Source organism: Streptomyces sp. Q2 (assembly GCF_056820935.1).
Window position 1 is genome coordinate 132,849 of sequence record NZ_JBXEJE010000005.1, and the last position, 18,195, is coordinate 151,043.

The following is an 18,195-nucleotide window of genomic DNA, read 5'->3' on the forward strand; positions in this document are numbered from 1 at the left end:
ACGGTCGTGGTGTGCGGGTCCGGTCAGGCGAGCTTCGCGGACAGGGTGATCGGTACGGCCTTCAGGGCCTGGCTGACGGGGCAGTTCACCTTGGCGTCCTCGGCGGCGGCGAGGAAGCCGTCCTCGTCCAGGCCCGGCACGGTGCCCTCGACGGTGAGGTGGATGCCGGTGATGCCCTCTCCTGGCTGGAAGGTGACGTCGGCGGAGGTGACGAGCTTGGTGGGCGGGGTGCCGGCCCCGGCCAGGGCGTGCGAGAACGCCATGGAGAAGCAGCTGGAGTGGGCGGCCGCGATCAGCTCCTCGGGGCTGGTCTTGCCGTTCGCCTCCTGCGTGCGAGCAGCCCACGTCACCGGCTGCTCGTCGATGGCGCCGGAGGAGTCGAAGGTGACGACTCCGTTGCCCTCGAGCAGGTTGCCTTCCCAGACGGTGTGTGCGGAGCGCGTGGTTGCCACGGTCATTCCTTTCCTGTGGTCCCGAATCCGAGTTTCGGACTCCATACGATCACACTCCGGCTCAGCTCACCCGGAAGACCGGTCCGCGGACGCTGAACGGCAGCCGCGCCCCCTGCGGGATCAGGTAGGCGTGCTCGCGCCGCACCCGCAGGACGTCGCACCAGCCGTCGGTGATCACCAGGATGGGTGCGGCGGGCGGGAAGTCGTCGGCGCGGTGCAGCAGGTCGATGCCGGGCTGCAGCACGGTGCCGCCCCGGCCGTGCACCCGCACCCGGCCGGCGATGTCCGTGACCGGCAGGTAGCCGGCGTCGTGCGGGGCGGCGTCGCAGAACACGACCCGGGCGGCCGGTACGTCGCGGGCCTCGGCGTACGAGGCGATCGCGCCCAGCGCCTTGCCGAGCAGGGTCCGGTCCATGGAGCCGGAGGTGTCGAGGACGACGCCGAAGGTGCAGCGGGCGATCTCCTCGGGCGGGAAGTACCGTCCCGCGCGCGGGATGTCGGGGGTGGCCGCCTGGCGGCGGGAGGGACGCGCGAACGACCGCACCGGCTCCGGACGGGGCACGAACTCGTCGAACCAGCGGGCCAGTCGCGCGTCCCAGGGCAGCGGCGGGTGGCTGAGGGCGCGGATCTCCTGGACCAGGCCGCCGGGCAGGAAACCGCGGTCCTGCCCTTGGTGCAGGTCGAGGCCGTGGGCGAGGCCGCGCCGGTAGAACTCGTCGAGGTCGACGCATTCGCCGGGCGGGCGGAGCGGGCCGCCCAGGATGTCGCCGCGGCCCTTGCCGCGCAGCGTGGACAGGCGGCGCATCCGCCGCAGGTCGACGGCGATGCGGTCGTAGACCTCCTCCGCGGACAGGCCGGTCAGTTCCGGGTCGTGGAGCAGGCCCGCGGGCATGGTGCCGACCTGCATCTCGGTCAGCCAGCCGTTGATGACGTAGTCGCAGGCGACGTTGAAGAGGTACGGGTCGCGGGTGCCGCAGCGGTCGCCGTGCCGCAGGGCCGCGTGCAGCATCTCGTGCGCGAGGACGAACCGCCATTCCTCGTCGTCCAGTTCGCGCAGGGGGTTCACGTAGATCTCCCCCGCCTCGGCGTTCACCGCGGCGACGGAGATGCCGTGGGCGCGGGCGAGTTCGGCGTCGGCGACGAGTCGGATGCCGGCCGCGATGCCGCCCAGCAGCGGGTAGGAGGACACGAACCAGCTCAACGCCCGTTCCCAGGGCCGCAGTCGGGTGGGGCCGCCGGTCATGGAGTCGCGGCGGCCGCCCGCCAGGTCGAGGGCGGTGGACAGGGTGCGGGTCAGGGCGGTCGCGAACGCCGCCTGCCAGTCGGGCACGTGCGGGTCCCACTTGCTCCAGGGCACCAGGAGCTGGTCGGCCTCTCCGCCCGCCGTACCGCAGTGCTCGTACGCGCCCGGGATGCCGGCTCGCCGCCAGCCGGCGGCGAGCTGCTCCTCGTCACCGCCGGGGTAGGACGGCGGCAGATGGTCCGGCGCCCGGCCTACGGGAGAGGTCAGCAGGAAGCGGTTGACGACCGTGCAGCGGGCGGCGAGGTCGTGGCGGTCGGGCTGGACGCGCTCGCCGTGGGCGGCGGGGACGTGGCCGAAGCCGAGGTGGAGGAGGGCGTGGGCGATGGCCCAGGCCCAGGCGTCGGGCTCCGCGAGGCGGGTGGGGTGCAGGTGCACCCGGCCGTTGGAGGTGACGCGGGCGAGGCCGTCCCGGGGAGCCAGCTCGCACTCCTCGTCGCGGCACGTCGTGGCGTCGATCGCGGCGAGCGCCGGGTTCGCCCGCACCAGCCGCAGGCCCTCGGCGCACGCCTCGGCGGCCGGGTCCCTCCTGGGCATGGCCCGCTTGCCGCCTCGGCTCATCGGCGGGCCTCCACCAGCCGGGGCATGTCGCGGGCCGCCTCGATGAGGAACCAGGCGGGCAGGAGGGGGTTGCCGTCGGCGTCGGAGGCGATGACGCTCTGGGCGACCTCCACGGAGATCTCGGCGAGCTGCACGAGCAGGGACTTGGCGCGGTAGGCGGTCTGGCGGCCGTTCGCCGACATGTGTTCCTTGCCGGCCGGGAGTTCCTTGATCAGGCGGCCGCGGAAGGACTCGGCGAGGTAGTAGAGCAGGTCGCGGTCCTCCATGCGGTTCGGCCAGCGGGCGTCGCCGCGCAGGATCGCCTCGATGCCGAACCGGCTGCGGACGATCTTGACGTAGCCGCAGAAGGCGGTCGCGTGCGCGGGCGTCAGCGTGCCGTGCGCGAGGACCTTCAGGGTCTCCTCGTCGAGGCCCTGGCCGAAGGAGTGCAGGGCGTCGGAGAGCATGTGCCAGGACCGGGGTGTGGAGAAGGGTTCCTCGGTCTTCGGCGGCTTGGACCACAGGTGGTCGGGCCGGTTGGTGAGGTGGTCGAGGATCCACGGGTGGATGCCGTTGCCCGCCGCCCAGACGAGCCAGTCCTTGGCGGAGGCCTCCAGGTGCACGTGGGTGAGGCGGTTGACGAGGGCGGAGGCGATCGGGCGGGCCAGCGCGTTGTCGGTGGCGCGGTTGCCGGCGCCGATGACGATGGAGCCCTCGGGGAGCTCGTAGGTGCCGATACGGCGGTCCAGGATCAGCGAGTAGAACGCCTTCTGCACGTCCGGCGTGGCCGCGTTCAGCTCGTCCAGGAACAGGCAGTACGGCTCGGCGCGGGCGATGGTCTCGGGCGGGCAGAACACCGAACGGCCGTCGCGGATCTGGGGGACGCCGATGAGGTCCTCGGGGGCGAGCTGGGTGCCGAGCAGGCTCACGCACTCGAGGCCCAGTGAGTCGGCGAAGTCCCGCACCAGGGAGGACTTTCCGATGCCGGGGGCGCCCCAGACGAAGACCGGCCGCACGGTGGCGAGGCCGAGCAGCAGCTCGGGGAGGCGGGAGGGCGTGACGGTGACGGCTGCCTGCAAGTAGCGGCTCCTGGAGGGATGTTCGAGAAGGGCGCGCCGGTGTGCGGCGTCCGGTACGGACAGTGTGGGCGCGGCGGCCCGCGGGCGCAGCCCATTTTCCGGGGCCCGGTGTCGGCGTCGTGGCACCGCGGCCGCCTTCGGGCGGGGCGCGGGCAGGCGTGCTCGGTGACCGGCGGCGGGAGGCCGGCAACGCGCGGGGGGTTCAGGCGGCGCTTCGGTCCTGGCCCGCCGCCAGCGGTACCTGAGGGCCGTCCGTCTCGCGCAGCCAGCGGCGCAGCACCCGGTGGATGTGCTCGGCTCCGGCGAGGTGCGTGCCGTCCTCGGCGGGTGCGGACAGGGCGAGCGGCGACAGCAGGAAGGCCTTGGCCTGGGCGCCGCCGAGGCCGCCGTGCGAGCCGATCTGTTCCTCGAAGGCGAGGACTTCGCCGTCGGCGGGGTCGTACCAGGAGTTGACCATGATGTCGGCGGTGTGCGGGAAGGAGTGCGTGCGGCGGACGGCGTCGGCGGCGCCGGGCCCGAAGTCGGCGAGCGGGCCGGGGTTGTCGTCGAGTTCGTCCAGGGGGATCTCGGTGCCGAACGGGCCGAGGACGACTCCGCCGTGCTCCTCGCTGCGCACCAGCAGGAAGCCGATGCCGGGGTGGTTGGCGAGGGTGGTCAGCAGGGCGGGGTGGCGGGCGTCGATCTCCTCCTTGCTCATCCGGTGCGCAACGTCCGGGAAGGAGACCAGGCCGAGGTTGCCGGAGGCCAGCACGATGGGCTCCGAGCGGGGGCCGGTGGGGCGGTACTGTTCGCCGCCCTCCTCGACGGGCCGGTGCAGTGCGGTGCGTACGGCCGCGCGGGCCTCGGCGCCGCTGTGGGTGCGCCGGGCCTTGCGGGGCACGGGCAGCCCGCAGCCGGCCCGGACCAGGTCGCCGAGGGTGAGGCCGTAGCGGGTGCGGAAGGTCTCGCCGGGGCTCTGGCCGTGGTCGGACAGGACGACGATGCGGTACGGGCGCGGGGCGTGCTCGGTGACGTTCTCGATCAGGGCGAGGGAGCGGTCGAGGCGTTCGAGGACCTTGAGGGCGTCGCGGCTGGTCGGCCCGGAGTGGTGGGCCACTTCGTCGTACGCGACGAGGTCGGCGTAGACGGCGGTGCGGCCGGCGAGCATGTCGCCCGTCACCGCGGCGACGACGACGTCGCGTTCGACGACGGTCGCGAAGGCGCGGATGAAGGGGTAGAGGCCGCCGCGTCCCACGCGCGGGCGGACCTTGCGGGCGCGGGCCCGGGTGGACTGGGCGATCTCGCGGCCGGCTTCGGCGACGAAGGACATGGCGGTGCGCACGGCGTTGGCCGGGTCGGAGAAGTAGGCGAAGTAGCCCGCCCTGGAGCGGTTCTCGCGGCTGCGGCGGCGGGTCGCGATGGACAGGACGAGGGCCTGTTCGTCGGCGCCGCCGGAGAAGAGGTTGCCGCGGCTGGCGCCGTCGGCGCCGAGCAGTCCGCCGTCGCCGGTGGCCTCGACGGCGCGGCGCTGGAGTTCGGCGGCGCTGGTGGGGCGGTTGCAGACCATGACCTCGCCGCGGTCCTTCTCGTACCAGCGGAAGGCGGGCACGTCGTGGTTGCTGCCGTGCAGGATGCCGAGCTGGCTGGCGCCGGTCTGGCTGGACCAGTCGGTGCGCCACTCGGTGAGCCGGTGGGTGGGCCGGCCCCGGCCGCCGCCCCCGCCGGCGTTGTCGCCGGTGCCGAGCCAGCGGGCGACGGTGGGCATCAGGCCCTGGCCGACCGCGTCGAGCAGGATGCCGTGGCCGACGCCGTCGAGCTGGAGGAAGACGGTGCCGGGGGTGGCCGGGCAGGCCGGGGCGCCGCCTCTGCGGCGGCGGTCGGCGAGGCGGTACAGGCGGCGCCGGTAGGCGTCGTCGTCGCGCACGGCGAGTGTGGCGCCGGTGGCGGAGGCGACGGCCGACATCACGGCGGCGACGACGACCGCGGTCTCCGGGGCGGCGTCACCCTGCTCGGCCGGGTTCAGCCGCAGGGCGAGCAGCAGCAGCGCACCGTTGAGGAAGAAGACCAGCAGGCCCAGCACCAGGGCGGGGACGAGCAGCAGGAGGCGTACCAGGAGGGGCCAGAACAGGGCCGACAGCAGACCGAAGGCGCCCGCCCCGAACGCGGCGGTGACGGCGATCCGGGTGGCGCTGTCGCCGTCGGGGGACTGGAGCCTGAAGTCCGGCAGGATGCCTGCCAGGACGAGCATCGTGAGGGTGGAGACGGCCCACACGGCGACGCTCCGCCCGACCTGACTGGCGACCCGCCGCCAACGCCCTCCACGCACGCCCTGCACACCTCACGTCCCGGCCCGGCCCGTCATCGGTGCGGGCCCGGGGCAAGCCTGTCATACGGGTCTGTCCGAGCGGCCTGCCCGGCGGGGCTAGCGCCCGTCGTACCCGGCTGTCGGCATGGACAGTCTCCGGTGCACCCGGGCTTTCATCTGGGCGTCGTACGACGGTTCCGCGCGTCCCACCGTCTCGACCCGCACCCCGCGGCGCGTGCACTCGGCGGTGAACTCGTCGACCGACGACAGGGCGCTGTGCAGGACGCGCAGGCTCGGGGCGACGAACACGTCGCGGCCGGGCCGGACGCCCTCCCACAGGACGCCGTGGTCGGGCCGGAGCCCGCACACGAGGAGTTCCCGGGTGACGACGTAGCCGCGTTCGGCGGCCCAGCGGGCGCACATCGCGTGCTGGCTGCGGGAGTCCACCAGGAAGGGGTCGTCGTCGAGCGCCTCCAGGGGCGTCAGGCTGGCGATCGCCGTGACACGCAACGGCGGGCGCGTGCCCGAGGCACCGCGAACCTCTCCCATGGAGTCCCCCCTCACCTCCGGGTTTCGCCGCCGACCCTACTCCTGCCCGTAGGCTTCGGGGAGTCGCGCGAAGGAGGCAAAGAGGTGCCGGTGGAGATCACCTGGTGGGGTCACGCCACGTGCACGGTCACGGACTCGGACGTTCGTGTGCTCACCGACCCTCTGTTCGCCCGCCGCCTCGCTCATCTGCGGCGCCGTCGCGGGGCGTTGCCGCCGCCCGGCGCCTGGCGTGCGGACGTCGCGCTGGTGTCCCATCTGCACGCCGACCATCTGCACGTGCCCTCGCTGGCGCGGCTGGCACCGGGCACGCGCCTGCTCGTGCCCCGGGGCGCACCACGGTCGGTGCCGGGGCTGCGCCGGCTCGCGCATCTGAGGGTGAGCGAGGTGGCTCCCGGGGACGAGACGAGAATCGGCGACCTGCTGGTGCGGGTCGTGCCGGCCCGGCACGACGGCAGGCGGCTGCCGCTCGGGCCGCACCACTCCCCCGCCCTCGGCTTCGTCGTGGAGGGCGAGGGCCGGACGTACTTCGCCGGGGACACCGGCCTGTTCGACGAGATGGCGAAGGAGGTCGGCCCGGTCGACGTGGCGTTGCTGCCGGTGGGCGGCTGGGGCCCCTACCTCGGCGAGGGGCACCTGGACGCGGGGCGGGCCGCGGAGGCGCTGGCCCGGCTGGCGCCGCGCAGTGCGGTGCCCGTGCACTACGGGACGTACTGGCCGATCGGGATGGACGCGGTGCGTCCGCACGAGTTCCACACGCCGGGCGACGAGTTCGTGCGCCTCGCGGCCCAGCGGGCGCCGCGGGTGTCGGTGCACCGGCTCGGGCACGGGGAGAGTGTGCGGCTGGAGGCCGCCCGGTGACGTGGCTCGCGGCCGTCTCGACCGGTGTGACGCCGGAGTCCACCCAGCAGGCGATCGGCTATCCGACGCTGTTCGTGCTGGTGCTGCTCGGGGCGCTGATACCGGTGGTGCCGACGGGGGCGCTGGTGAGTTCGGCGGCCGTGGTGGCCTTTCACCAGACGGCGCCGTTCGCGTTGGCGCTGGTGTTCGTGACGGCCTCGGCGGCCGCGTTCCTCGGTGACATCACCCTGTACTGGCTGGGGCGGCGCGGCATGCGCTCGAAGAACGGCTCGCGCTGGCTGGAGGCGATCCGCTCGCGTGCGCCCGAGGACCGGCTCGCTCAGGCCCAGGCGAAGCTGGCCGGTCACGGGGTGGCGGTCCTGGTGCTGTCCCGGCTGGTGCCGGCCGGCCGGATCCCGGTCATGCTGGCCTGCCTGATGGCGAAGTGGCCGATGCGCCGCTTCGCCCGCGGCAACCTCCCGGCCTGCCTGGCCTGGGCGGTGACGTACCAGCTGATCGGGATCCTGGGCGGATCGCTGTTCAGCGAGCCCTGGCAGGGCGTGCTCGCGGCGGTCGCGCTGACCGTGGTGATCAGCGCGGCGCCGAGTGTGTGGAAGCGGGTCCGCCGTCCCGCGAAGGCCTAGGGCCCCTCGTCGAGGATCCGGGAGCCTCCCACCGGCAGGTCCCACAGGTCCTCGCGGTGCAGGGCCGCCTTCTCCCAGGCCGCCCGGACCCGGGTGAGCGGTTCGAGCACCGGCTCCGCGGACAGCACGAACGTCGCCCAGTGCATGGGGGCCATGCGCCGTGCCCCGAGGTCCCGCGCGGCGCGCACCGCCTCTTCCGGGTCGCAGTGGACGTCGCTGAGCCACCAGCGGGGGTCGTAGGCGCCGATGGGCAGCAGGGCGAGGTCGATGCCGGGGTAGCGCTGTCCGATGCGGGTGAACCAGTGGCCGTATCCCGTGTCGCCCGCGAAGTAGACGCGCTGTCCGTCGGGATCGGTGAGCACCCAGCCGCCCCACAGGGTGCGGCAGGTGTCAGTGAGGGAGCGCTTGGACCAGTGGTGGGCGGGCACGAAGTCGAGGCGGACGCCGTGCAGTTCGGCCGCCTCCCACCAGTCCAGCTCCGTGACGTTCGTGAAGCGGCGGCGGTGGAACCAGCGGGCCAGCCCGGCCGGCACGAACACCGGGGTCTCGCGCGGGAGTCGGCGCAGGGTGGGGGCGTCCAGGTGGTCGTAGTGGTTGTGGCTGATGACGACGGCGTCGATGCGCGGCAGGTCGCTCCAGGCGATGCCGACGGGGGTGATGCGGGCCGGGGTGCCGAGGATGCGGCGGGACCAGACCGGGTCGGTGAGGACGGTCAGACCGCCGATCCGCACCACCCAACTGGCGTGCCCCGCCCAGGAGACGGCGATGGTGCGCGCGTCCACGCGGGGCAGCGGGGCCGGTGCGAAGGGCAGCCGGGGGATGTCCGCGAGGCCCTCGCGGCCGGGGCGGATGGAGCCCTCGCGGGCGAAGCGGGCCATCGACTTCAGGTCGGGCAGCGGGGCGGTCAGCCGGTCGTGGAAGGAGCGCGGCCACACCCGGCGTTCGCCGAGCGGCCTCGGGGCGGGGAGGGACACGAAGGAGGAGGCAGGCGTGAGGGAGGACGGGGCCGCCGGGGCGTCGGTGTCGTGGTCGGGGGTGCTCGTGGTCGACTCTGACTGCTGCGTCATCGAGGAGGCTCCCATCGCTGAGCGTCGTCGCGGAGATCGTCGAAGACCGATTCCAGGAGGACCAACGCGCGTCGCACGTGGGGCAGTTCCAACGGCGAAGGTGAACCGAGGCAGGTGGCGTTCTCCTCGTCGGTGCCGCCCAGCAGCGGGCCCGTGGACAGCCGCACGCGCAGCGCCCCGAGGTCGTCGCCGAAGCGGTGGCCGCCCGGTGCGGGCATGCCGAGCCGGGCGGTGAGGTAGTCCTCCAGTTCCTGGGCGTCGCCGATGCCGTGCCCGGTGAGCGCGGTGCGCAGCGGACCGAGGTCGACGTAGAGGTGGCGGCCGGCCTGCGGGGGCAGGGCCAGGGCTCCCGCCGTGACGACGGCCGTGTGCGCGGCGGCGGCCACGCGCGCGTGCAGGCGTACGGCGGCTGCGACGCGGGCCCTCACCGGCTCGGGTTCCGTCAGGGCGTACGTGGCGGCGGCGGCGACCGGGGCGGCGACGCGGGCGCCGAGCGCGGTGAGCACGTCGAGCACACGCGCGCGCAGGGCGTCGCCGGCCTCGCCCTCGGGGAAGCGGGCGACGGCGGCCGGCCAGCCGGTGGGCAGCAGGGCGCCGGCCAGGTCGGTGACGACGGTGACCTGGGCGGGCAGCATCTCGGCCGGGCTGACCAGGACGGTGTCGTGCGGGAGGTGCAGGGTGTCGCGCCAGGTCTCGTCGCTGACCAGGTGCAGGTTCTCCGCCGCGGCGGCCTCGAGGGACTCGTGCAGCAGCTCGGGCGGGGCCACGGTGGCGGTCGGGTCGTCGGCGACGGAGAGTACGAGCAGCCGCGGGTCCCCGCCTTCCTCACGGACCCGGCGGACGGTCTCCAGGAGGGCGTACGAGTCCGGGACCCCGCCGCATTCCGCCGGTGTCGCGACATGGAAGGCGGGTCTTCCCAGCAGGCGTGCGTACGGCGCCCACCAGGCGGCGCAGGGGCGCGGCACCAGGACGTCCCCGCCGAGGGCGGCGGTCAGCGCGAGCAGCAGGGACGGCGAGCCGGGGGCGGCGACCACGCGGTCGGGTTCGGTGGGCAGGCCCCGCCGGTCCCAGTAGCCGCACGCCGCCTCCAGAAGGGGCCTGCCGCCGCCGACCGGTTCGCTGCCGGCGCGGCCCGCGGCCGCGGCCAGTACGGCGGACAGCTCGGGCAGCACGGGCAGCCCGTCCTCGGGAAGCGGTGGCCCGAAGCGGACGGGGCCGTGGCCTTCCGGGTCCGTCCGCGGCATGCGTACCTCCGGGGTGGGGGGCTTCTCTCTTCTGCAGTGGTCTTCGCCCGGACGGGTCGGGTGGCTCGTGCGGTGCGGGTGGTGCCCTCGGTCTGTGACTACCCCGACAGGCGCCGTGGCATGGGCGTCGATCCGGGTTGCGCGGGTCACACGGCGGCTACGGCGGTGTCAGTCGTCGGTGGCGGGTCCCTTCCGGCGCAGCCGGTACACGGCGCCGCCGAGCGCCCCCGCGATCAGCAGGCCGCCGGCGGCCAGGGCGGGCACCGAGTCGGTGAAGGTGCCGCCTTCGCCGGCCCGCACGCCGCGCTGGACGACGGCGCCGCCGCAGGAGTCGGTGTGCGACTCGACGCAGGCGGCGGTGGGCAGGCAGGAGTCGGTGTGCGGCTCGACGCAGGCCGGGGTCGGAGGGCAGGAGCCGGTGTGCGCGTCGTCGCAGGGGCTGGTGGAGGCGCAGGAGTCGCCGTGGGATTCGGTGCCGCACTGCTTGCCGCTCCCGTGGGACACCGTGAACGTGGCGCTCCACTGCGCGCCTTTCCCGCCCGGTGCCGCGGGGCAGGTGCCGTCGACGGTCCACGCGGAGTCCTGGCCGACCCCGTCGACGGCGCCTTCGAGGCTTTCCGCGGGGGCGATCTCGGCGGTGGCGCTGTAGGCGGGGCCGGAGAGTTCGTCGTCGCCGCCGGAGACCAGCCGCAGGGGGAGGGTGCCCGTCTCGAAGGCCTCGGAGGTGGCGTCGATCGTGTCGGGCGGTGAGCCGCCGGTCGGGTCGCAGGTGACGGAGACGGTGACGCTGCCGCCCGGGGAGACGCTGCTCGGTGCGACCTCGGCGGCCGGCTCCGCGAGGGCGGCCGGTACGGCGATGCCCAGGACGGCACCGGCCAGGACGGCGGCGGACAGGGCACGGGCGCTGCGGCGCATGGGGAGGGCTCCTTCGGCCGACGGCTGCGGGGGCACGACCGCCGTGTCCCCGCCCCCATCACAGCCCGCCCTCGGCTCGGTCGCGCGCGGCCGGACACCATTCGCGCGACGGGGACCGCCGAGCGGGTGACACCGCGAGGCCCCCTCGCCCTCGCGGTGTCAGGCGGCGGTGTCCCGCATGATCTGTTCCCTCATCCGCCCGCAGCAGCGGCTGATCAGCCGGGACACGTGCATCTGCGAGATGCCCAGCTGCTCGGCGATCCGGCTCTGTGTCATGTCCCCGAAGAACCGCATGTAGAGGATCGCCCGCTCACGCTCGGGCAGGGCGGCCAGCCGGGGCTTGACCGCCTCGCGGTCCACGACCGTGTCCAGCGCGGGGTCGGGCGAGCCCAGCGCGTCGCTGAGCGAGTAGCCGTCCTCGCTGCCGGGCAGCTCCGCGTCCAGGGAGAGCGCGGTGAAGCTCTCCAAGGCCTCCAGGCCCGCCCGGACGTCCTCCTCGCTGAGGTCGGCGTACTCGGCGATCTCCGCGACGGTGGGCCGGCGGCCCGGGATGCTCTGGGACAGGTCCTGGCTGGCGAAGCGGACCCGGTTGCGCAGGTCCTGGACGCGGCGCGGCACGTGCAGGGTCCACATGTGGTCGCGGAAATGCCGCTTGATCTCGCCGGTGATGGTGGGCACGGCGTAGCTCTCGAAGGCGTTGCCGAGTTCGGGGTCGTACCGGTCGACGGCCTTGACCAGGCCGAGGGCCGCGACCTGGCGCAGGTCGTCGAGGCTCTCGCCGCGGCTGCGGAAGCGGCCGGCGAGCCGATCGGCCATGGGCAGCCAGGCCTCGACGATCTGGCCGCGGAGGGTGTCGCGCCGCGGGCCGGGGGCGAGCTCGGCGAGCGTGCGGAACGCCTCTGCCGTGTCGGGTGCGTCGTCGTGCGGGTGCTTCGCGCTCACTTTGGTGGACATGGTGCGTCGCAACTCCCTGGGAGGGGTCCTCTGGGATGGACGGTCACCGTGGGGAGGGGGCGTCCGCGGTGCGGACGGACGCGGCCGTGGCGGCGTCCCGCCGCTCCCACGGACGTGCCTCCGGTCCGAAGCACTGCCAGTGCGCCTGCCCCCGGCCCCCGGACGCAAACACCGGGCAGGTTTTCCGTGGACGCGCAGGGTGACTCGTAGGGGTGCTGCCTGTGTCACCCATGACCGGGAGGTCCGTACATGAGCACCAAGGTCTCCGACCACGTCCTGGAGCGGTTGCGGGAGTGGGGTGTGGAGCACGTCTTCGGCTATCCCGGCGACGGCATCAACGGCCTGCTCGCCGCCTGGGGGCGGGCCGACAACCAGCCCCGCTTCGTCCAGTCCCGGCACGAGGAGATGTCCGCGTTCCAGGCGGTCGGCTACGCCAAGTTCAGCGGTCGGATCGGAGTGTGCGCGGCGACCTCGGGGCCCGGCGCGATCCATCTCCTGAACGGCCTGTACGACGCCAAGCTCGACCACGTGCCGGTGCTGGCGATCGTCGGCCAGACGCACCGCACCGCGATGGGCGGCTCCTACCAGCAGGAGGTGGACCTGCACTCCCTGTTCAAGGACGTCGCCTCGGAGTTCGTGGAGACGGTGACGGTCCCCGAGCAGCTGCCGAACGTGCTGGACCGGGCGATCCGTACCGCGTACGCCCGCCGCTGTCCGACGGCGATCATCATCCCGGGCGATGTGCAGGAGCTCGACTACTCGCCGCCCACGCACGAGTTCAAGATGGTGCCCTCCAGCCTGGACCTCGGTTCCTGGACGTCGGTTCCGTCCGACGAGTCCCTCAGGCGGGCGGCGGAGATCCTCAACGCCGGGGACAAGCCGGCGATCCTGGTCGGTCAGGGCGCGTCCGGCGCGCGGGCCGAGGTGGAGCACATCGCCGAGCTGCTCGGCGCGGGCGTCGCCAAGGCGCTGCTCGGCAAGGACGCCCTGAGCGACGAACTGCCGTACGTCACCGGCTCGATCGGGCTGCTCGGGACGCGTCCGTCGTACGAGCTGATGCGGGACTGCGACACCCTGCTGACCATCGGGTCGTCCTTCCCGTACACGCAGTTCCTGCCGGAGTTCGGCAAGGCGCGGGGCGTGCAGATCGACATCGACCCGCACATGGTCGGGATGCGGTATCCGTACGAGGTGAATCTCGTCGGCGACGCGAAGTCCACGCTGCAGCGGCTGATCTCGATGCTGGACGCGGACCGCGGCGGGCGCGAGTGGTCCGACACGGTGCGTGACAACGTGTCGCGCTGGCGCGAGGTGATGGAGCGGCGGGCCCAGCTGTCGGCCGACCCGATCAACCCCGAGTACGTGGCGCGCACGCTGGATCCGCTGCTGCCGTCCGACGCGATCGTCACCTCCGACTCCGGCTCCACGGCGAACTGGTACGCGCGGCACCTGACGATGCGCTCCGGGATGCGCGGCTCGCTGTCCGGGACGCTCGCGACTATGGGCTGCGGGGTGCCGTACGCGATCGGCGCGAAGTTCGCGCACCCGGACCGGCCGGTGATCGCGCTGGTCGGGGACGGGGCGATGCAGATGAACGGCCTGGCCGAGATGATCACAGCGGCGAAGTACCGCGACCTGTGGGAGGACCCGCGGCTGGTCGTCGCCGTCTGGAACAACCACGACCTCAATCAGGTCACGTGGGAGATGCGGGCCATGGAGGGCGCCCCGTCCTTCCTGCCCTCGCAGCAGCTGCCGGACGTGCAGTACGCCGCGTTCGCCCGCTCGCTCGGGCTGACCGGGATCCGGGTGGAGAAGCCGGAGGACGTCGAGGCGGGCTGGCGGGCCGGCCTGGACGCGGATGGCCCGGCGGTGATCGAGTTCCTCACCGACCCCGCCGTACCGCCGATCCCGCCGCACGCCACCTGGGAGCAGATGGAGGCCACGGCCGCGTCGATCCTCAAGGGGGACGCGGATCGCGGGGCCGTGGTCAAGCGGGGGTTCAAGGCGAAGATGCAGGAGTTCCTGCCGGGCCGCGAGAAGAAGTAGCGGCAACGGCCGGGGACGGGGCGGCGACCGGTTCGTACCGGTCGGCGTCCTCCTCGGGCAGCAGCAGTTCCTCGTAGCGGCCCAGTGCCAGCACCACGCCGAGCATGAGGAACGGGATGATCACAGCGAGCAGCGCCATGGCCTGTCCTTTTCCAGGAATGTGCGCGGGGGGTGCGGGACCGGGTCTCCCGGCATCGGCGGGGCAAACCCCGTGTCGGTGTCCGGTCCTCGGGTACGCGGTGCCCACCCCGAAGTTCTTGGAGGGAGCCATGCAACGAGGCAGCGACCGGCTGAGCCGTCATCGCGATGACGAGATGAAGCACGAACTGCAGGGTCTGCTCAGGTCCGGCCACCCCACGCGCAGCGAGGAGTGGCACGACCCGGAGCCGACCGCCGACGACGATCCGGCGGTCTGGGGCGGGCCCGTGGCACCGGGCCGGGCCGGGGCGTCGCTGGAGACCGTCCGCCTGGAACTGGCCCGGATCCTGGGCCGCAGTTCCTTCCCGGCCACTCCGGTGGAGCTGGCAGGCACCCTGCGCCGCAAGAACGCTCCCGACGTCCTCGTCGAGGCCGTGGAGGGACTGCCCCGCAACGAGTCCTACGCCACCGTGCAGGAACTGGCGCGGACGCTGACCAGGAGGGAGGGCGCCTAGTGGCGGCCGACTTCGTGAAGGACGTCATGACCCCGGGCGTGGTCGCCGTACGCCCGGACGCCTCGCTGGTCGAGGCGGCGCAGCTGATGCGCACGCAGGACATCGGCGACGTTCTGGTGGCCGACGGACAGCACGTCGTCGGCATGCTCACCGACCGGGACATCACGGTGCGTGCCGTCGCCGACGGCGCGGACCCGATGACGGTGAGCGCGCAGACGGTGTGCACACCGGACCCCGTGGTGGTCGCCCCGGGCGACACGGTGTCGACGGCGGCGGCGCTCATGCGTGAGCACGCCGTACGCCGTCTGCCGGTCATCGAGGACGGACTGCCGGTCGGAATGGTGAGCCTCGGCGACCTCGCCGAGGCCGAGGACCCGGAGTCGGCGCTCGCCGACATCAGCCGGGCCCTGCCGGACGACGGACGGAGCGCCGGCGGGCTGGACGCCCTGTGAGCCCTGGCCGCGACCAGGCCGCGACGATCGCCGCCACCGGCACCACCGTGGACGTCGGCGAGGTGACCACGCGCTACCCGCTGTACGGGCTGCCGCCCAGCTGGTCCGTGCCCGGTCCCACCGACTGGGCCGTGCACCGGCGCACCCGCATCGAGGACACCTCGCAGCACATCCACAGCTTTCCGGAGTCGCTGCCGTTCGGTGCGCCGGCCTCCTTGATGTGCCCGCACGCCGACCAGGTCAGGTCGCTGCTGCGGGGCGGCCGGGGCGAGCAGGACGCCTGGCGTCGCGTCCCGCGCCGGGCGCCGCACTCGCCCGGCTGCCTCGCGGCAGTCACCGCCGCGATCGGCGTCTGCGTGTCCCTGCCGTACGGCGAGGAGCTGCCGCGCTGCCGGCTCGCGGCCAGGGCAAGGAAGAAGCGCGCGGGAGCGACGAGGCCCACCGGCCCCCGCCCTCGACGCGCGCCAGGAAGCTTTTCAGGAAAGGTCGTTGAACCATCATGCGCATCGCGTTTCTGACCGCACCCGAAGGTGTGGAGCAGATCGAACTCACCGAACCGTGGCAGGCGGCGAAGGACGCCGGGCACGGACCCGTCCTCGTGTCGACGAAGTCCGGGCAGATCCAGGCGTTCAACCACCTCGACAAGGCGGACACCTTCCCCGTGGACGAGGTCGTGGGCGAGACGTCGGCCGACTCCTTCGGCGGGCTGGTCCTGCCGGGCGGCGTGGCCAACCCGGACTTTTTGCGGATGGACGAGAAGGCCGTGGCGTTCGTACGGGACTTCTTCGAGCAGGGCCGTCCGGTCGCCGCGATCTGCCACGCCCCGTGGACGCTCGTCGAGGCGGACGTCGTACGCGGCCGGGTGCTGACCTCCTGGCCGAGCCTGCAGAGCGACATCCGCAACGCGGGCGGCACCTGGGTGGACGAGCAGGTGAAGGTCTGCGACCACGGCAACAACAAGCTGGTCACCAGCCGCAAGCCGGACGATCTGTCGGCGTTCGACGAGACGTTCCTCGACGTGTTCGCCCAGGAGGCCGCCTGATGGCCCTGCCGAACGACCGCAAGCAGCACCAGCGCGAGGCGTCCCACGCGGACGACCCGGCCGCAGGTCCGCTCACCACCGACCAGGGCGTGGAGGTCGACCACACCGACGACGCGCTGACGGCGGGCGAGCGCGGGCCGACCCTGATGGAGGACTTCCACTTCCGGGAGAAGCTCACCCACTTCGACCACGAGCGGATCCCGGAGCGGGTGGTGCACGCGCGGGGCGCGGGCGCGTACGGCTACTTCGAACCGTACGAGTCCTGCGCCGAGTTCACCCGCGCGGCCTTCCTGCAGGACCCGGCGGTGAAGACGCCGGTGTTCGTGCGTTTCTCGACCGTGCAGGGCCCGAAGGGCTCGGCGGACACCGTGCGCGACGTGCGCGGATTCGCCACCAAGTTCTACACCTCGGAGGGCAACTACGACCTGGTGGGGAACAACTTCCCGGTCTTCTTCATCCAGGACGGCGTCAAGTTCCCCGACTTCGTGCACGCGTTGAAGCCGGAGCCGCACAACGACATGCCGACGGGCGCCTCCGCGCACGACACCCTGTGGGACTTCGTGTCCCTGCAGCCCGAGACGCTGCACGCGATCATGTGGCTGATGTCGGACCGTGCGATCCCGCGCAGCTACCGCATGATGCAGGGCTTCGGTGTGCACACCTTCCGGTTCGTGAACGCCGAGGGGCGCGGCACGTTCGTGAAGTTCCACTGGAAGCCGCGGCTCGGTGTGCACTCGCTGGTGTGGGACGAGGCGCAGGAGTGCCAGGGCCGCAACCCGGACTTCAACCGGGGTGACCTGTGGGACGCGATCGAGGCGGGCGAGTACCCGGAGTGGGAGCTGGGCGTCCAACTCGTGCCGGAGGAGGACGAGTTCGCCTTCGACTTCGATCTGCTCGACGCCACGAAGATCATTCCGGAGGAGCAGGTGCCGGTCCGTCCGATCGGGCGGATGGTCCTGAACCGCAACCCGGAGAACTTCTTCGCGGAGACCGAGCAGGTCGCCTTCCACACGGCCAACGTCGTCCCCGGCATCGACTTCACCAACGATCCGCTGCTCCAGGCCCGCAACTTCTCCTACCTGGACACCCAGTTGATCCGTCTCGGCGGTCCCAACTTCTCCCAGCTCCCGGTGAACCGTCCGGTGGCGCCGGTACGGACGAACCAGCGTGACGGCCACCACCAGAGCGCGATCCACCGGGGCACGAACTACTTCCCGAACTCGCTCGGCGGCGGCTGCCCGGCCCACGCCGGCGCCGACGGTCATGCGTTCACGCACTACGCGGAGCGCGTGGACGGCCACAAGATCCGGCGGCGCAGCCCGAGCTTCCAGGACCACCACAGCCAGGCCGCGCTGTTCTGGAACAGCATGGCCGACTGGGAGAAGCAGCACATCGTCGAGGCCTTCCGGTTCGAGCTGGGGAAGGTCGACGCGAGGTCGGTCCGGGCCCGTACGGTCGACGAACTCAACAAGGTGGACGGCGAGTTGGCGGCGGCGGTGGCGCGCGGCATCGGCGTGCCGGAGCCGTCACCGGCCGACGGCACCACCGTCGACGCCCCGCACAAGCTCTCCTCCCCCGCGCTCAGCCTGGAGTCCGTGCGCGGCGACGGCTCGATCCGCACCCGGCAGATCGCGGTCCTCGTCTCCGACGGCGTCGACGCCGAGCAGGTGACCTCCGTGCGGGAGGCGCTGGCCGCCCAGGGCGCGATCGTGGAGGCGCTGGCGGCGACGGACGGCACCATCACGGGAGCCGACGGTGAACTGTATGCGGTCGACCGTGCACTGCCGACCGTGGCCTCCGTCCTGTATGACGCCGTCCTGCTGCCGGGCGGGCCGGTCGGCACACCGCCCGCGGCGGCCGACCCCGACGTCGTCCGCTTCGTCCGGGACGCCTACCGGCACGGGAAGCCGGTGGGCGCGCTCGGCTCGGGCGTGGGGATCCTGTCGGCGCTGGAGCCGGAGGGGCTCGGGCTTTCCACCGAGTTCCACCGGGTCGTGACGGACCGGGGCGTGGTCACGGACACCTCGCCGGGCGCCGCGAGCGAGGAGTTCACCCGGGCGCTGGTGGAGGCGATCGGCGGGCACCGCTACTGGGACCGGCCGCCGGTGCGCCACTGACGGTCGAAGCTCAGGAGCGG

General features: G+C 73.2%; 18 protein-coding genes. 8 read left to right on the forward strand and 10 right to left on the reverse strand.

Going from position 1 to position 18,195, the window contains the following annotated elements:
- Positions 1–23: 23 nt before the first annotated feature.
- From ACWBNA_RS07640 to ACWBNA_RS07660, 5 genes are all read right to left on the reverse strand, one after another.
- Positions 24–452: an OsmC family protein gene (locus ACWBNA_RS07640; protein ID WP_482703448.1), complete on the reverse strand. Its 429-nt coding sequence runs from the start codon at positions 450–452 to the stop codon at positions 24–26.
- Positions 453–513: 61 nt separating this feature from the next.
- Positions 514–2,313, reverse strand: coding sequence for a vWA domain-containing protein (locus ACWBNA_RS07645; RefSeq protein WP_482703449.1), 1,800 nt, complete (start codon positions 2,311–2,313; stop codon positions 514–516).
- Entirely contained in the window at positions 2,310–3,371 is a 1,062-nt protein-coding gene (locus ACWBNA_RS07650) for an ATP-binding protein (RefSeq protein WP_482703450.1), read from the reverse strand. Before ACWBNA_RS07650 ends, ACWBNA_RS07645 begins: the two co-directional genes overlap by 4 nt.
- A 202-nt stretch (positions 3,372–3,573) precedes the next feature.
- Positions 3,574–5,676 (reverse strand): phage holin family protein, encoded by a 2,103-nt coding sequence (locus ACWBNA_RS07655; protein WP_482703451.1) that lies wholly within the window; start codon positions 5,674–5,676, stop codon positions 3,574–3,576.
- A gap of 96 nt (positions 5,677–5,772) precedes the next feature.
- The gene (locus ACWBNA_RS07660) at positions 5,773–6,204 is read right to left on the reverse strand and encodes a hypothetical protein (protein ID WP_482703452.1); all 432 of its coding nucleotides are present in this window, start codon (positions 6,202–6,204) and stop codon (positions 5,773–5,775) included.
- An 84-nt stretch (positions 6,205–6,288) separates the two neighbouring features.
- Between ACWBNA_RS07660 and ACWBNA_RS07665 the strand changes: the two genes are divergently transcribed.
- Both ACWBNA_RS07665 and ACWBNA_RS07670 read left to right on the forward strand, forming a co-directional pair.
- Entirely contained in the window at positions 6,289–7,062 is a 774-nt protein-coding gene (locus ACWBNA_RS07665) for an MBL fold metallo-hydrolase (protein WP_482703453.1), read from the forward strand.
- Positions 7,059–7,685, forward strand: coding sequence for a DedA family protein (locus ACWBNA_RS07670; RefSeq protein ID WP_482703454.1), 627 nt, complete (start codon positions 7,059–7,061; stop codon positions 7,683–7,685). Before ACWBNA_RS07665 ends, ACWBNA_RS07670 begins: the two co-directional genes overlap by 4 nt.
- Here the strand turns inward: ACWBNA_RS07670 and ACWBNA_RS07675 are convergent.
- From ACWBNA_RS07675 to ACWBNA_RS07690, 4 genes are all read right to left on the reverse strand, one after another.
- Positions 7,682–8,752 carry an MBL fold metallo-hydrolase gene (locus ACWBNA_RS07675; protein WP_482703455.1) on the reverse strand — a complete coding sequence of 357 codons (1,071 nt, stop codon included), beginning with the start codon at positions 8,750–8,752 and terminating at the stop codon, positions 7,682–7,684. The genes ACWBNA_RS07670 and ACWBNA_RS07675 overlap by 4 nt on opposite strands.
- Positions 8,749–9,996 (reverse strand): aminotransferase class I/II-fold pyridoxal phosphate-dependent enzyme, encoded by a 1,248-nt coding sequence (locus ACWBNA_RS07680; protein WP_482703457.1) that lies wholly within the window; start codon positions 9,994–9,996, stop codon positions 8,749–8,751. Before ACWBNA_RS07680 ends, ACWBNA_RS07675 begins: the two co-directional genes overlap by 4 nt.
- A gap of 168 nt (positions 9,997–10,164) precedes the next feature.
- On the reverse strand, positions 10,165–10,911 hold the full coding sequence (locus ACWBNA_RS07685; protein ID WP_482703458.1) for a hypothetical protein: 747 nt from the start codon (positions 10,909–10,911) through the stop codon (positions 10,165–10,167).
- 159 nt (positions 10,912–11,070) lie between these two features.
- Positions 11,071–11,865, reverse strand: coding sequence for an RNA polymerase sigma factor SigF (locus ACWBNA_RS07690; protein WP_482703459.1), 795 nt, complete (start codon positions 11,863–11,865; stop codon positions 11,071–11,073).
- A 249-nt stretch (positions 11,866–12,114) separates the two neighbouring features.
- Between ACWBNA_RS07690 and ACWBNA_RS07695 the strand changes: the two genes are divergently transcribed.
- A complete protein-coding gene (locus ACWBNA_RS07695) occupies positions 12,115–13,911 on the forward strand; it encodes a thiamine pyrophosphate-requiring protein (protein WP_482703460.1) in 1,797 nt (598 codons plus the stop codon).
- On the opposite strand, the gene ACWBNA_RS07700 is transcribed toward ACWBNA_RS07695, so the two are convergent.
- Positions 13,865–14,050: a hypothetical protein gene (locus ACWBNA_RS07700; RefSeq protein WP_482703461.1), complete on the reverse strand. Its 186-nt coding sequence runs from the start codon at positions 14,048–14,050 to the stop codon at positions 13,865–13,867. The genes ACWBNA_RS07695 and ACWBNA_RS07700 overlap by 47 nt on opposite strands.
- A gap of 130 nt (positions 14,051–14,180) precedes the next feature.
- Here ACWBNA_RS07700 and ACWBNA_RS07705 point away from each other — a divergent pair, with 130 nt between their 5' ends.
- The 5 genes from ACWBNA_RS07705 to ACWBNA_RS07725 are packed head-to-tail and all read left to right on the forward strand — an operon-like array spanning position 14,181 to position 18,175.
- The gene (locus ACWBNA_RS07705; RefSeq protein ID WP_482703462.1) at positions 14,181–14,564 is read left to right on the forward strand and encodes a DUF2795 domain-containing protein; all 384 of its coding nucleotides are present in this window, start codon (positions 14,181–14,183) and stop codon (positions 14,562–14,564) included.
- A 26-nt stretch (positions 14,565–14,590) separates the two neighbouring features.
- On the forward strand, positions 14,591–15,016 hold the full coding sequence (locus ACWBNA_RS07710; RefSeq protein ID WP_482703558.1) for a CBS domain-containing protein: 426 nt from the start codon (positions 14,591–14,593) through the stop codon (positions 15,014–15,016).
- Complete coding sequence (locus ACWBNA_RS07715) at positions 15,013–15,534, forward strand: hypothetical protein (protein ID WP_482703463.1); 522 nt, start codon at positions 15,013–15,015, stop codon at positions 15,532–15,534. Before ACWBNA_RS07710 ends, ACWBNA_RS07715 begins: the two co-directional genes overlap by 4 nt.
- Positions 15,516–16,058 carry a type 1 glutamine amidotransferase domain-containing protein gene (locus ACWBNA_RS07720; RefSeq protein WP_482703464.1) on the forward strand — a complete coding sequence of 181 codons (543 nt, stop codon included), beginning with the start codon at positions 15,516–15,518 and terminating at the stop codon, positions 16,056–16,058. The genes ACWBNA_RS07715 and ACWBNA_RS07720 overlap by 19 nt, the downstream gene beginning before the upstream one ends.
- Positions 16,058–18,175: a catalase gene (locus tag ACWBNA_RS07725; RefSeq protein WP_482703465.1), complete on the forward strand. Its 2,118-nt coding sequence runs from the start codon at positions 16,058–16,060 to the stop codon at positions 18,173–18,175. The genes ACWBNA_RS07720 and ACWBNA_RS07725 overlap by 1 nt, the downstream gene beginning before the upstream one ends.
- The last annotated feature ends 20 nt before the right edge of the window (positions 18,176–18,195 follow it).